Genomic DNA, 16,297 nt, shown 5'->3' with positions numbered 1-16,297 from the left:
TTTAAAATTCAACATTTACTCCAACTGTGAATGTTCTTGGAGATGGGTACCTTCCATTATCAATACCTGACAAAAGAGGATTCTGATTAAAAGAACCAATCTCTGGATCGTAACCTGAATATTTTGTAAAAGTGTACAAGTTTTGTACAGAACCATAAAATCTTAATCTTGACATTTTTAATTTTGAAATAGCATCTTGAGGCAATGAATATCCAAAAGTTAGATTTTGAATTCTCATATAAGAACCATCTTCTAGATAACGACTTGAAATCACAAGATTCGTATTTGATGAATTTGCAATAGGTCTTGGAATATCCGTATTTGTATTTGTTGGAGTCCAATAATTTGCTGCCTCTACCAATTGATTTTCATATAATGAAGCATTAGTTGTACCTGCTCTTTTAGTTAAATTCAAGATATCATTACCATATGAACCTTGTAAGAAAACAGAAAGATCAAAATTTTTGTAATTAAAATTATTGGTAAATCCGAAAGTAAAATCTGGATGTGGACTACCTATTAACGTTTTGTCTAATGGATCAATTACGCCATCGCCATTCACATCTTTGTATTTAACATCTCCTAAATACGTTTGTCCAGCACCAGTCCCAACAGTTTGACCAAATTGTAATGGCGCTGCATTTAGTGTTGCCATATCTTTAAAAATCCCCTCAGAAACATAGCCATAAAACATCCCTATTGGCTGTCCTACTACGGTATTTGTTGCCACGACTGGTTGGTATCCATTTGTATTTACTTGTTGTGTCAAAATAATACCATTTTGAATATCTACCAGTTTGTTTACATAATGAGAAAAAACTAATGAGGAACTCCAATTAAAACCACTTCCTTTTGTATTATAGCCTAAAGTAATATCATATCCTTTATTACTCATGGTTCCAAGATTAGAATAAGGAGCAGAAATCCCTCCGTATTGACCTCCCCCACCTGTCAAGTATATTGGCAATGGCACTTGAAACAAAAAGTCTTTTGAAATTTTTTCATAAAAATCAACACTTGCAGATAATCTTGAATTAAATAGTGTAAAATCAAGTCCTACATTTTTTTGATTAAGTGATTCCCAAGTTAAATCCGGATTTGGAGAGTTTGACACTAAAAACCCACTACCTAAACCAGAGCTTTGTTGTCCTAATAAAGCAGTGTACCTATTGTTTTCAATTTGTTGATTCCCCGTTTCACCATATCCTAATCTAAATTTAATATTATCGATATAGTCACGAGTACTTTCCATAAAAGCCTCGTTAGACAATTTCCAAGATCCAGAAACCGCTCTAAAAACGCCCCATTGTTTATCCCCATTTGCAGGGTCAAATTTTGAAGACTTATCAGCTCTTATTGAGGCATTTAAACTAAATCTATTATCAAAATCATAAATAACACGCCCAAAGAGGGAATATAACGATGCACTACCTTTGTAACCTGTTACTGTGTTATTATCAACATTGGCTAAATTTATAGTATGGTTTTCATTAGTCTGAAACCCTTCTGATGAAGTTACTAATCCTTCCCAATGACTATCATTTGCTTCTTGACCTACTAGAACAGTAAACTTATGTTTATTTATCTGTTTGTCATACGTCAACAAGTTTTTAATATTTGTTGAATACCAATTTTGTCTTCTCATGTTTAAATCTGCCAAAAGATTTACTTGAGACCCCCATTTATAAGAAGGTCTAAAATCATTGTTTTCAGAAAACTCGGTATTTGCCGAAACTTCAGCACGGTATTTCAAACCTTTAACAATGTCAATCTCGGCATAGATATTCCCCAAAAAGTTTTTTCTTACTAATGAATTCTCTCTTGTTAATGCTTCAGCAACAGGATTATAATAAGTAACACTTTGGTCTTTATTAGGAGGTCCTGCAAAAGTTCCATCAATATTCCTTACTGGTATATCAGGAGATTGTAGTAGTGTATTACTAATCAAACCTTGAAAACTTTGATTCACAGTAATTTTTTCATTCGTTATTCCAGAAGTCAAATTTGACCCCACTTTCAACCAGTCTTTAACTTTTGAATCTACATTTAACCTTACCGTGTATCTCTTATAACCCGAACCAATAATAGTTCCTTCTTGATCTAAATATCCTCCAGACAAATAATAACTTGTTCCTTCTTTGGCTCCAGAAAATGATAATTGATGGCTTTTAGCCAATGCTGTTCTATACACCTCATCTTGCCAATTTGTTCCTAATCCCAATAATTCAGGATGGGCAAACTCTGGTCTAACTTCGTATCCGTATAAATTTGCTAAATCTGTTTTGTTTTTTGCGAATTGTTGCAAATTCATTACATCAAGAGATTTAGAATTTGCTATAAAAGAAGAGTACGTATCATAAGTAATTTTACCTGCACCTTTTTTACCCGATTTAGTAGTAATAATAATTACACCATTTGCTCCTCTTGAACCATAAATAGCTGTCGCAGAAGCGTCTTTTAAAATATCAATAGATTCAATATCATTTGGATTTATCATTGACAAAGGACTTACAGCGCTATTACCACCCCCACCAGTTGATGAAAAACCATCTTTTCCTGCTAGAGCTTGTCCACTTGTAGATTTGCCTGTAGCATCACCAGAAATAGGAATACCATCAATAATATATAAAGGTTCATTAGTCCCAGATATAGAAGTTGTTCCTCTGATCCTAACCGAAGCCGCTCCACCAGGAGATCCAGAGTTATTTGTTATAGAAACACCTGCAGCTTTACCTTGCAACATTTGATCAATGTTGACTTGCTTAATGTTCTCTAAATCCTTTGCTTTAACAGATGATATTGAACTATTGATATCTCCCCTTTTTTGAGTTCCATATCCAATAACTACAACTTCATTTAAAGCTTGTGAATCACTTAATAAAGTTACATTGATTTTTGACCTGCTTTTTACAGCAATTTTTTGAGTGTCAAATCCAATAAAGGAAAATGATAATGTCGCAGTTGATGGCGCATCAATTTCATATTTACCGTCAATATCTGTTGATACGACTTTACTAGACCCAACAATTGCAATATTAGCTCCTGGGATAGTAAGCCCATTCGCATCTTTTATCACTCCCGAAATTTTGGTTTGAGCAGTAACAAAAGTACTTGTTAGTAATAAAAATAACATCAAAGGAAACAGACGATGATTGATTTTCCAATGAATCAAATTAGACAATAATTTTTTCATAATAAATGTTTGGTTAGTTAAGAATACTAATTTCTAAAAGGGAAAAAATTAGAAATTAGAATACAGGTTAATTTTAATTATTTATAATTAACAAATCTATAACACAAGCAAACATCTTATTAATAGTATTATATCATTTAATGATAATATTTTTACTTTATACTCAATAACTATATGTATTTGAAAAAAAAACACATTTTTAATTACGTATTGTATAATTAATTGATAAAAAAAATACGATAAAATGAAATGAAATGGAGTAAAAAAAAATAGCCTTTAATAATTAAAGGCTATATAAAATTGTCTTACAAAAAAAAAGAAGACTATGCTGTTTTCGCAAAAAAGGTTCTAAAGTACAGTGAAAACAAATAGAATCAATTAAGAAAAAATGTTATAAAATTCTTTTTAACCCCGAAAAATCTTCTCTATACTGACTTGGAGTACATTTTTTAATAGTCTTAAAACTTCTATTAAAATTAGCAATATTATTAAACCCAGATTTGAATGCAACTTCAGATATACTCAGATCCTTTTCAACTAGCCATCTTGCAGCATACCCAATTCTAATATCATTTATATAATTGACAAAAGTTTTACCAGTCCTCTTTTTTATAAATCGATTAAATGAAATACTCGACATGCTCGCCACACTGGAAACCTCATCCAAAGTTATTTTTTCGGCAAAATTATTTTGCACATATTCATAAACCAATTTCATTTTATCATAATCTTCAAACGTATCATGATCAACAGTAAAAGTAGATAAAAGCCTCTGATTCCTAGAGTTAGCTAAGTCATATAAAATTGAAATGATCTCTAAAAAATAATCTATACCATCCAGTTTTGAGATTTTAACAAGACGAGAAGCAAGCTCTTCAGCAGTTTTTCTAGAAAATAAAATACCATGAATTGAGCGATTAAACATATCCTTAATAGGATTCATTATACGTCTAGACAACAAGGTGTCATCAAATAAATCATTATGAAACTGAATCGTAATTTCATGAATTTGATTGTTTTTACATCTATTAAGTTCCCATCCATGATATAAATTAGGTCCTATTAGTACCAGCTCAATATCTTCAATTTCTTCAATATTATCACCCACAACACGCTTCACTCCTTTACCATTTTGAATGAAATTGATCTCAAATTCAGGATGATAGTGAACTGGAAAGTCAAAATTATCTTTGACTCTGTCAAAAACCAAAAAACTGTCTCCCGAAGAAAGAGGGGGTATTTCTCTGTAAAAATTTTTCAGATTGCTCATATTAACTTTTTTATTTGCAATAATATGATATATAATTGATAAAATAATATTAATTAGAAGCGAGTCATCCAATTATCTTTGAAAAATACATTTATCATTATTTTAAAAACTACATTCATATTAAATACAAATCATTTTTATTATCCATTATTTTTATTGTTTTAATAATTTCATTCCTTAAATCGTTTGTTTTTTTTATTACATAAAAAACTATTTTAGCATCAATTTAAAAAAGTAGAGTACTAAAAAACATGCACTCAAATCAACTCCCAAAAATGAAAAAAAACACTATTGCACTATTCACTCTTTTTTGCCTTTTTATCTCTTGCGCCTCAAAAAAACAACCTAATGATACTAAATCATCTCTTTCTGATACAAAATCAACTATAGAAACTCAACAATTATACAATAATTTAAAAAAATCAATTGATATTGGAATCTTTTTTGGTCACCAAGATGATTTAGCCTACGGTGTAAATTGGAAATATGAAGCTGGAAGAAGTGATGTAAAAGAACTCACTGGAGACTATCCTGCGGTATATGGATGGGATCTTGCAGGACTAGAAAAAAAATCAAAAACAAATATAGACGGTGTACCATTTGATAAAATGAGACAGTACATCAAAGAATCACATAAAAGAGGAGGTATTACTACTCTTAGCTGGCATATTGATAATCCTTTAACAAATAAAAACGCTTGGGACATTACTCCAAATTCTCTAGCATCAGCGCTACCTGGTGGTGTCAATCATAAAAAATTCAAATCTTGGTTAGATGAAGGAATACGCTTTATTTTATCTATAAAAGATGAAAATGGAAAACCTATTCCTATGGTATACCGACCCTACCATGAACTTACAGGAAACTGGTTTTGGTGGTGCAAAAACAATGGAAGTCCAGAAGAGTTTAAAGCATTATGGAAATTTACTATTAATTATTTTCAGCAAAAAGGAGTACATAATTTAATATATGTTTACAATACTGCCGACTTTAATACCAAAGAAGAGTTTCTAGAATATTATCCTGGAAGTGATTATGCTGATATTTTAAGTTTTGATAAATACCAATACAGTGACCCTACGAAAGATAATTCTTTTATAGAAAATTGCCAAAGACAATTTAAAATCATGGATGAAGTAACCAAAGAACAAAATAAAATTATGGCTTTTGCCGAAACGGGTTATGAAGCTATTCCTTATGATAAATGGTGGACTGATACATTAATAAAAGCGATTGGTGATTATAAAATTTCCTATCTATTAGTATGGAGAAACCACGGATGGCAAGAGAAAGAACAAAAAATGCATTATTACGCACCCTATAAAGGGCAAATAAGCGAAAAAGACTTTATCAATTTTTATAAACTTGATAAAATTCTATTCGAAAAAGAAGCGAAAAAAGAAAACCTATATAAAAATAATTAATTAACATTTAGACCTTTAAACAACCAAAAATGCACCATAAAATAAGTATAAAAGAAAAAGTTGGTTACGGCTTAGGAGATGCTGCCTCCTCTATGTTTTGGAAAATATTCAGCATGTATCTTATGTTTTTTTACACCGATGTTTTCGGTCTAGCTCCAGCCGTAGTTGGAACTATGTTCTTAATAACTAGAATCTGGGATTCTTGTTTTGATCCCATTGTAGGAATAATTGCTGATCGTACTAAAACACGTTGGGGTAAGTTTAGACCTTATTTATTATGGACTGCAATTCCATTTGCCGTAATAGGTATCTTAACATTTTATACTCCTGATTTTGATGAAAAAGGCAAAATAATCTATGCTTACATTACTTATTCTTTAATGATGATGGTGTATTCCATAATCAATGTTCCTTACGCTTCACTACTTGGAGTAATGTCATCGGATAGAAAAGAACGCACAACCCTATCTTCTTATCGTATGGTTTTTGCATTTGCTGGAAGCTTATTGGCACTTTGGTTAATAGAACCTTTGGTAAATCATTTTGGAGGAAATATGAATTCAAAAACGGGTTGGTTATATACCATCATCGTATTTGGAATTATCACGACCCTCTTTTTTTGGGGCTGTTTTTTTCTAACCAAAGAGCGCGTTAAACCCATTTCTGATGAAAAAACAAATTTAAAAGAAGACCTTAAAGATCTATGGGAAAACAAACCATGGTGGATTTTACTTGGTGCGGGAATTGGTGCATTAGTATTCAATTCAATCCGAGATGGTGCAGCCGTTTATTACTTTAAATATTACGTAAGCAATACAGTAAACTACAGTTTTAATGTATTTGGAGAGACTTTTGCAATGACACCAACCTCATTATACTTAGTTCTAGGACAAGCTGCGAATATTATTGGAGTAATTGCCGCCACTCCTATTGCAAACAAAATTGGTAAAAAAAACACCTTTTTTGGAGCGATGACCTTAGCCGCAATTTTAAGCGTTGTTTTTTACTTTTTTGGAAAAGAAGATGTTTTACTAATTATGGTTTTCCAAATATTAATAAGTATTTGTGCGGGTTGCATCTTTCCTTTAATCTGGTCGATGTATGCTGACAGTGCTGATTACTCTGAATGGAAACAAGGTCGTAGAGCAACAGGATTAGTATTCTCTGCTTCTTCTATGTCACAAAAATTTGGTTGGACAATTGGTGGGGCTGCAACAGGATGGCTTCTTGCATTTTATGGTTTTCAGGCGAATATTGAACAAACCGCCTTGACACAAAACGGAATCCAACTCATGCTAAGTATTCTTCCTGCTATTGCCGCAGCAATCTCAGTACTCTTTATTCTATTTTATCCATTGAATGAAGAAAAACTACAAATCATAGAACAAGAACTTGATAACAAACGAAATTTAAATAAATAATACCTGAATTAGAACTCTAAATTATGAATACAAAAAATATGATCACTGATTTCCAAAATAGAAAAACTGATATTCAAAACGAATTTCAAATTTTAATAGCACAAAAAAACGAACCTAAAAACACTGTTGGAAACGGTATCTTCACACGTTACAAAAATCCAATTATAACAGCTAGTCACGCTCCTATTGAGTGGAGATTTGATTTAAATCCAGCTACTAATCCATTATTATTAGAACGCATTGGGGTAAATGCAACTTTGAATTCTGGTGCCATTAAATGGAATAATAAATATATTCTTGCTGTTCGTGTAGAAGGTTTTGATCGTAAATCATTTATTGCTATTGCTGAAAGTCCAAATGGTGTTGATAATTTCGAATTTTGGGAGAAACCATGTGTATTGCCTCAAATCGAAGGGAATCCTGACACTAATGTGTACGATATGCGTTTAGTAAACCACGAAGACGGATGGATTTATGGTATATTTTGTACCGAAAGAAAAGATCCAAATGCTCCAAAAGGAGATACTAGTTCTGCTATTGCAAATGCAGGAATCGTACGAACCAAAGATTTAATAACTTGGGAACGTTTGCCTGATTTAATTTCGAATACAGGTCAACAAAGAAATGTAGTATTTCATCCTGAATTTGTAAACGGAAAATATGCAGTTTATACGCGTCCACAAGACGGATTTATTGACATAGGAAATGGTGGTGGTGTAGGATTAGGTTATATCGATGACATTACAAATCCAGTGGTGCAAAACGAGACTATCATTTACGGAAAGCAATATCATACGGTTTACGAACTTAAAAACGGTTTAGGTCCAGCACCAATTAAAACTACAAAGGGTTGGTTGCATTTAGCACATGGTGTAAGAAATACCGCTGCAGGATTGCGATATACTTTGTACATGTTTATGACAGCTTTAGATGATATTTCAAAAGTAACCCACAAACCTGCTGGACATTTTATGGGGCCAGAAGGAATTGAAAGAGTGGGTGATGTATCTAATGTCTTGTTCTCTAATGGATGGATTGAGGATGAAGATGGAACTGTTTTTATCTATTACGCTTCATCAGATACGAGAATGCATGTAGCGGTTTCATCTGTTGAAAAACTAGTAGATTACGTAACCAATACTCCTGAAGACACCTTTACATCAGCAGGATCAGTGCATACAATTATTGAATTAGTAAATAAAAATAAAGCAATTTCATAAACGTGTCCTTACAATTAAAAAAATTAAAATTTGAACTAACAGCAGAACTCGATTCTATTTTAGGATATTGGTCGGCGTTTTCATTGGATACAGTTAATAATGGTTTTGTAGGCCAAATTGATGCCAACGAGGTAATTTATACCGAAGCAGAAAAAGGTTCGGTATTGAATGCTCGCATTCTTTGGACGTTCTCAGCAGCTTACAAACAAACAAAATACGAAGAGCACAAAAAAATTGCCAAACGTGCTTTTGACTATATCGCTGATCATTTTTATGATACGGAATTTGGCGGTATTTTTTGGAGTTTACATGCTGATGGAACACCAAAAGATACCAAAAACCAAATTTATGCGATCGCATTTGTAATCTATGGATTGACGGAATATTATGCTATTTCCAAAGAAGAAAAAGCATTAGAACTCGCTATTCATTTGTACCAAAAAATTCAAGAGCACAGTTACGATCCAATAAACAAAGGGTATCTAGAAGCTTTTACACGCCATTGGCAAAACATTGACGATTTGCGCTTGAGTGATAAAGACGCTAACGAAAAGAAAACAATGAATACGCATTTGCATATTGTGGAAGCATATGCCAATTTGTATACCGTTTGGAAAGAGGAAACCTTACTTAATGACATTGTTGAATTGCTCGAGGTAATTGATGCTCATTTTATTAATGAAGAAACAGGTCATTTAAAACTATTTTTTGATGAAAACTGGATCGAAAACCCAGATGTAATATCCTATGGACACGACATAGAAGCTGCATGGCTTTTATTACAATGTGCAGAAATTTCTGGAAATGAAAAATTAATAGCACGTTATAAAAAACACGCTATTCAACTTACGGATGTCACCAATGAAGGAATTGATGAAGATGGTGGTTTATGGTATGAATTGGATCCCGAAAGAAATGAATTAATTGTCGAAAAACACTGGTGGCCTCAAGCAGAATTGATGATTGGTTTTTTTAATGCCTATGAATTAACCGGAGATAAAAGCTATTTAGATGTAGTCTTAAAGAATTGGGAATTTATAAAGAAATACCTTCTTGATACAGAAAACGGGGAATGGCACTGGGGTGTAAATGCCGATTATTCTTTAATAGAAAAAGACAAAGCCGGTTTTTGGAAATGTCCCTATCATAATGGTCGGGCCTGTATTGAAGTCATTAACCGAATTAAAAAAATCGAGAATACATAGATAGAACCATTTTGAGTCTAATCACTCCTTTATCAGAAAGACAAATGGACAAGATAATCGTTCCGTTATAACAATAGCCCTAGCCCAGATAGTAGTGGAAATCCTTTTATTTTTTTCTTTAAAAAATAAAAGATTGCAACGTATAGCTGGAAATAGCTCCTAAATAAAAAAATATGAAGAATTTAGTTTCAAAAATAATGCTGCTCGCTATTTGTGTTTCGGCAACTGTTTGTTCGGCACAAAAACAAGCGCCAATAACCGTAAAAGGGACGCAATTTTACAAAGGTGATAAACCGTATTCGTATGTTGGCACCAATTATTGGTATGGCAGTTTACTGGGTTCCAAAAAAGTGGGTGATCGTAAACGATTGCTTCGCGAACTGGATTTAATGAAAAAAAACGGAATAGACAATCTTCGAATTTTAGTAGGAGCTGATGGCGGAACGTATGATTATACCGTTAGTCCGGCTTTGCAATACGAACAAGGAAAATACAATGCCGATTTATTGGATGGCTTGGATTTCTTGATTGCAGAAATGGGAAAACGCAACATGTATGCGGTTTTATATTTGAATAACAACTGGGAATGGTCAGGCGGTATGTCACAATATTTAGAATGGAATGGCTACGGAAAAATTCCAAATCCGAACATTAAACCCAACACTTGGCCTCAATTTATGGATTATATAAAGCAATACCACAGTTGTGAACCGTGTATGGTGGCTTTTGAGAATCATATCAAGTATATTTTGGGACGAACAAATGCCTATAATAATAAAAAATATACCCAGGACAATGCGATTATGGCTTGGCAAGTAGGTAATGAACCTCGTGTACAAAGTATTGAAAATGAAGGAAAATTTACAATTTGGCTGAATAAAACTGTTGATTTGATTGACCGTTTAGACCCCAACCATTTGATTTCGACAGGTTCTGAAGGAAAAGCAGGCTCGAATGATGATTTGGCTACTTTTGAGCGTACCCATAACAATCCAAAAATTGACTATTTGACGATGCATATTTGGCCGAAAAACTGGGGTTGGTTCAAAGCTGATGATGCGAAAACTACTTTACCAGTTGCGATTGAAAAAGCCACACAATATATTAATGACCATATTGCGGTGGCAAAAAAATTAGGAAAACCTATTGTAATTGAAGAATTTGGATTACCAAGAGCCAATGAAAGTCTATTGCCAAATTCCTACGTAGTGGATAGAAATACATTTTACAAAGCTTTCTTCGAAAGATTACTGAAAAGTCACAACAATAATGAGGCATTACAAGGGATTAATTTCTGGGGCTTTGGTGGCGAAGGAAAAGCCGTTAACGCTACAGGAAAATGGAATATCGGAGACACTTTTACTGCAGATCCTCCACAAGAACCACAAGGTTTGAATACTGTTTTTTCTTCGGATAAATTGACATTGGAATTGGTAAAAATGTACAATTTGAAATTGAAATAACTTTTTAATTCTATATGTAAAGAAGTACTGCAGTGTACTATTACAACTTTTGAGTTGCAACTAAATCCGTTACTTTTTAAAATTAAATCAAATGAAAAAAATTATCATATTACTATTCATCAGCTTTGCATTTTCAACCAATGCACAAACTTTTGATATTACAAAGTACGGAGCAATTGGCGATGCCAAAACTATAAATACCAAAGCTATCCAAAATACAATCGACACTTGTTTTAAAAACGGTGGAGGAACCGTTTATGTGCCTGCAGGTATTTTTATGATGGGAACGGTAAACTTAAAAAGCAATGTAAATCTGCATCTTGAAAGCGGTGCAATTTTAAGAGGAAGTGCTGACATTAATGATTATCTTCCTGTAAGCGGAGTGCATTACGGCATGTTTTTTACTGAGAATTCAGAAAATATTACGATTTCTGGAAGTGGAAATATTGATGCAAATGGCGGTGTATTTTTTGATGCAACTAAAGCTAAAAAAATTGAATGGGGCGGCGTTACTGGCACTCGCCAGAAAGAAAATTTCAGAAAAGTGGTGGATGGCAGTATTGGTGACGGGCCAATTGTACCAAAAGAAAGACCTTATCAAACCATCATTTTCAGTAATTGCAAAAGAGTCACTATAAAAGATGTTTTCATAACACAATCTACTTTCTGGACTATTTTGATAGCCGATTGCGACAGTGTTTTAATTGACGGAATACGTCTTTGGACCAATATGCTGGCGCCAAATGCAGATGGAATTGATATTACTTCAGGAAAAAATATCACGATTAGTAATTGTGATGTTCGCACAGGAGACGATGCAATTATTGTTGTGGGGTATGCTTCGCATTTTGAAGTTCCCGGTTTTAAAGATTTACGTCATTCTTCAGAAAATATTAATATTATAAATTGTAATCTTCAATCTGCTTCAAGTGCTATTAGAATAGGTTATTTCGATCATAATTCGGTTCGAAATATCAATATTTCCAATTGTAATATTACGAATTCAACTAGAGGAATTGGGATATTTCTGAGAGATCAAGGTTCCTTAGAAAACATAAATGTATCGAATGTAAATATAGAAACCAAGCTTAGAACTGGCGATTGGTGGGGAAATGGAGAACCAATTCATATTTCGGCAGTTCGCGGAAAAGTAAAAGTAGCTGGTACAGAAACAGAAAAATTAGGCATAATCAAAAACGTGACTTTTAGCAACGTAAACTGTAAAGCCGAAAACGGAATTTTAGTATATGGTTCTGAAGAAAGCCGACTTCAAAACATCAATTTCAAAAATGTAACTTTTGATTTTGTAGACAGCAAACTAAACGATGTAGCTGGCGGAAATATCGATTTAAGAGGATGTCTGGATGAAAAACAACAGCTTTTTCAACGTGACATTCCGGGAATTTACGGACAATATGTTGACAACTTAACTATTGAAGACTTCAAATTAACTTGGACAGGTACCAGAATGCCTTACTTTACCAATGGTATCGAAATTAATAATTTCAACGATGTACGTATTGCAAATTTTAAAGGATCCGCATCTCCAATAAACAAAATGGCTGTTCCTGTTTTGCTTGAAAATGGTACAAATGCCGACTTAGTTTTAGATAAAAAAATTATTGCAAAAAAGATTAACGTAAAAAATTAACCTTTTAAAATTACATCAAATAAAGAGACGCAATTGTGCGTCTCTTTTTTATATATATTATCCCAAAATACTTTCAATCTCAGCTAATTCTGCTGCGGAGAAATCCAAATTCTGCAAACTGTCTATATTATTATTTAATTGTCCCACAGAACTCGCGCCAATCAAAACAGAAGTGATTCTATTGTCTTTTAACAACCAAGCCAAAGCCATTTGTGCCAAAGATTGATTTCGTTCTTTCGCTATTTCATTCAACGTTATTATCTTTTGAACTTTAGCTTCAGATACTTCTTCTGATTGCAAATGTCCATTAGGATTAAAAGCCCTTGAATTTTCAGGAATCCCTTTTAGATACTTATCGGTAAGTAATCCTTGTGCCAATGGTGAGAAAGCAATACAACCAACTCCTTTTTCTTCTAGAACGTCCAGCAACCCTTCCTCACAGGTGCGCACAAACATCGAATATTTTTCTTGGTGAATTAAACAAGGTGTTCCTAATTGTTTCAGAATTTCAGTTGCTTGTTTCGTTTGCTCCGCTGGATAATTAGAAATTCCTGCATACAAAGCTTTTCCGCTTCGTACTGCATAATCTAATGCCATCATAGTCTCTTCAAGTGGTGTATTTGGATCAAAACGATGTGAATAAAAGATATCTACATAATCGAGGTTCATTCGCTTTAAACTTTGATTCAAACTTGATATTAAGTATTTCCTTGAACCCCATTCTCCATAAGGACCTTCCCACATTTTGTATCCTGCCTTTGTAGCAATCACCATTTCGTCACGTAAATTTCCTTGGAAATTATTCTTTAAAATTCTACCAAAATTAGTTTCTGCAGAACCCGGTATTGGTCCGTAATTGTTGGCTAAATCAAAATGAGTTATTCCTTTATCAAAAGCTTCTTTGACAATATTTTCTCCGTTTTCAAAAATATCTACTGAACCGAAGTTATGCCATAATCCTAAAGAAATCTGTGGCAGTAATAAACCACTTTTTCCGCATCTATTGTATTCCATTGTATTAATTTAAAGATTTGATTTTCAATTTTATAATTCGTAAAATTCGCATTCATATGTTTATAATACAAATAAACCCGACCTGTTTTTTAAGCTGTCGGGTTTATTAATAGTATTTTAAAAATTTTATTTTATTTCAAAAGCACTTTCCAACCCTTTGTCTGAGCTTCCTCCTACCATGATTTTAAAAGTTCCTGGTTCTACCAGATAATTACCATCATTATCAAAGAAACCCAATTCTTTATCAGTCAATGGTAAGGTTACCGTTTTAGTTTCCCCTTTTTTCAAGTCCACTAATTCAAATCCTTTCAATTCTTTTACCGGTCTCGCTAAACTAGCAACATCATCATGAATGTATAATTGCACGACTTCTTTACCATCATAATCCCCTGTATTAGTAACATCTACAGATACTTTTACTTCTTCTCCTAAAGCAATAGCAGTTTTATCTAATTTTAAGTTTTTATACTCAAAAGTAGTATAACTTAATCCGAAACCAAAAGGGAACTGTGGCGTTTTCTCTACATCAGTATAATGAGACCAAAACACATTTCCTTCTCCATTAGTAGGTCTTCCTGTACTGTAATTGTTATAATAAATAGGGCATTGCCCTACGTTTCTTGGAAACGACATCGGTAATTTACCACTTGGGTTATAATCTCCGTACAAAACTTGCGCTACGGCATTTCCGGTTTGGGTTCCCAGATGCCAAGCTTCTACAATTGCTGGAATATGTGCTGCTGCCCAAGGCAAAGCTAAAGGTCTACCATTATTTAAAACCAAAACAATATTGGGATTTACTTTATATATTTCCTCTAATAATTCTTGTTGTAAACCCGGCAAATCAAGATTCGTTCTACTACGTCCTTCCCCCGATTGAAAACCATGTTCTCCCAACACCATTACTACCACATCGGCAGTAGCTGCTGCTTTTTTGGCCGCATCAAATCCACTTTTATCAGTTGTATTAAAAACCAATTCATCTACAAAAGCTGTTTTCCCAACCGTCAAATCCGCTCCTTTTTCAAAAGTCAATTGATTCCCTTTGTATTGTTGCATTCCTTCCAAAACGGAAACTGCGGTATTATCATCTGAAGCAATTCTCCAACTTCCCAATGGGCTGTTTTTATCATTTGCCAAAGCACCGATTAAAGCAATTTTTTGTCCTGATTTTGGTAACGGAAGTAGGTTATTTTCATTCTTCAACAAGACAATGGATTTCTTTGCCATGTCGAGAACACCATCATTATTAGCCTTGCTTCCTATAGTTTCTTTCTCGCGTTTTTCGTCACAATATTTATACGGATCATCAAACAATCCCAACTCAAATTTCACTCTGAGAATTCTTCGAACCGCATCATCAACTAAAACTTCTTGTACCTTACCAGCTCTTACCAAATTAGCCAATTCAACCACATACATATACGATTCCATATCCATATCTGATCCCGCATTTACCGCCTTCTCGGTTGCTTCAGCACCATCTTTGGCAAAACCATGAACTATCATTTCTTTTACCGATGCCCAATCTGAAACTACAAAACCATCAAAATTCCATTTCCCTTTCAGGATGTCTCTTTGCAAAAAACTGTTTCCCGTTGCAGGAATTCCATTCAGGATATTAAAGGAGTTCATAAACGTACGAACTCCCGCTTCTGTAGCCGCATGAAACGGAGGCAAAACTTCATTATACAATCTTGAATTACTAATATCTACTGTATTGTATTCCTTCCCTGCTTCGGCAAAACCATAAGCCGCAAAATGCTTGGCACAAGCCGCAATTGTGTTTACTCTTAACAAATCAGCTCTAGTATCGCCTTGAAAACCGGTAACTCTAGCAATCGCTATTTTACTTCCTAAATAGGCATCTTCACCCGCTCCTTCCATTACGCGCCCCCAACGCGCATCATGAGATACATCTACATTTGGTCCAAAAGTCCAGTTGATTCCCACTGCCGATGCTTCGGCTGCAGCCACCTGAGCCGATTTTTTTATCGCTTCCATATCCCAACTCGCTGCTTCAGCAAGCGGAATTGGACTCAAGGTTTTATACCCGTGAATTACATCAAAGCCTATGATTAACGGAATCCCTAAACGCGTTTCTTCCACAGCAATTTTTTGCACTGCTTTTACTTCCTTCACTCCACGAACGGATAACATAGATCCAACTAACCCAGCGCGCAAATGCTTGTATTTTAGTTCTGCATTCCCTCCTGTTGGAGCCGGTCCTGTTACTTCCCAAAAACCGTTGTATTGATTCATTTGCCCTACTTTTTCCTCCAGTGTCATTTGTTTCATTAACAAATTAATACGTTCCTCAGTAGGTTTTGTATTATCTAAATAAGATTTTTTCTGTGCATTCATAGTTCCAATAGTAATCAGGGCAAAAATCCCCGTTGTAATTATTCTTTTAGTATTCATAGTTTGTTTTGGTTT

10 protein-coding genes are annotated in these 16,297 nt (G+C 33.9%); 6 read left to right on the top strand and 4 right to left on the bottom strand.

From position 1 onward, the window contains the following. Position 1: 1 nt before the first annotated feature. Together AB3G33_RS09075 and AB3G33_RS09070 are read right to left on the bottom strand one after the other, a co-directional pair. Positions 2-3,193 (bottom strand): SusC/RagA family TonB-linked outer membrane protein, encoded by a 3,192-nt coding sequence (locus AB3G33_RS09075; protein WP_367768466.1) that lies wholly within the window; start codon positions 3,191-3,193, stop codon positions 2-4. Positions 3,194-3,584: 391 nt separating this feature from the next. After that, a complete protein-coding gene (locus tag AB3G33_RS09070; RefSeq protein ID WP_367768463.1) occupies positions 3,585-4,463 on the bottom strand; it encodes an AraC family transcriptional regulator in 879 nt (292 codons plus the stop codon). 275 nt (positions 4,464-4,738) lie between these two features. Here AB3G33_RS09070 and AB3G33_RS09065 point away from each other — a divergent pair, with 275 nt between their 5' ends. From AB3G33_RS09065 to AB3G33_RS09040, 6 genes are all read left to right on the top strand, one after another. Continuing rightward, positions 4,739-5,887, top strand: a complete 1,149-nt coding sequence (locus AB3G33_RS09065) for a glycoside hydrolase family 26 protein (protein ID WP_367768461.1) — start codon at positions 4,739-4,741, stop codon at positions 5,885-5,887. A 29-nt stretch (positions 5,888-5,916) separates the two neighbouring features. Beyond that, the gene (locus tag AB3G33_RS09060) at positions 5,917-7,308 is read left to right on the top strand and encodes an MFS transporter (RefSeq protein WP_367768459.1); all 1,392 of its coding nucleotides are present in this window, start codon (positions 5,917-5,919) and stop codon (positions 7,306-7,308) included. Between the two features lie 23 nt (positions 7,309-7,331). Further along, the gene (locus tag AB3G33_RS09055; RefSeq protein ID WP_367768456.1) at positions 7,332-8,528 is read left to right on the top strand and encodes a glycosidase; all 1,197 of its coding nucleotides are present in this window, start codon (positions 7,332-7,334) and stop codon (positions 8,526-8,528) included. Between the two features lie 2 nt (positions 8,529-8,530). After that, entirely contained in the window at positions 8,531-9,733 is a 1,203-nt protein-coding gene (locus AB3G33_RS09050) for an AGE family epimerase/isomerase (protein WP_367768453.1), read from the top strand. A gap of 173 nt (positions 9,734-9,906) precedes the next feature. Continuing rightward, positions 9,907-11,196: a cellulase family glycosylhydrolase gene (locus AB3G33_RS09045; protein WP_367768450.1), complete on the top strand. Its 1,290-nt coding sequence runs from the start codon at positions 9,907-9,909 to the stop codon at positions 11,194-11,196. Positions 11,197-11,287: 91 nt separating this feature from the next. Then, entirely contained in the window at positions 11,288-12,847 is a 1,560-nt protein-coding gene (locus AB3G33_RS09040; protein WP_367768447.1) for a glycoside hydrolase family 28 protein, read from the top strand. Positions 12,848-12,904: 57 nt separating this feature from the next. Here the strand turns inward: AB3G33_RS09040 and AB3G33_RS09035 are convergent, their stop codons facing one another. Together AB3G33_RS09035 and bglX are read right to left on the bottom strand one after the other, a co-directional pair. Beyond that, positions 12,905-13,861, bottom strand: coding sequence for an aldo/keto reductase (locus AB3G33_RS09035; RefSeq protein WP_367768444.1), 957 nt, complete (start codon positions 13,859-13,861; stop codon positions 12,905-12,907). A gap of 126 nt (positions 13,862-13,987) precedes the next feature. After that, positions 13,988-16,282, bottom strand: coding sequence for a beta-glucosidase BglX (gene bglX / locus AB3G33_RS09030; RefSeq protein ID WP_367768442.1), 2,295 nt, complete (start codon positions 16,280-16,282; stop codon positions 13,988-13,990). Between the last annotated feature and the right edge of the window lie 15 nt (positions 16,283-16,297).

Origin of the sequence: Flavobacterium sp. WC2421, from assembly GCF_040822115.1 — a bacterium.
In the GTDB taxonomy this organism is placed as follows: Bacteria; Bacteroidota; Bacteroidia; order Flavobacteriales; family Flavobacteriaceae; genus Flavobacterium.
This window is presented reverse-complemented; position numbering and strand designations above follow the sequence as displayed.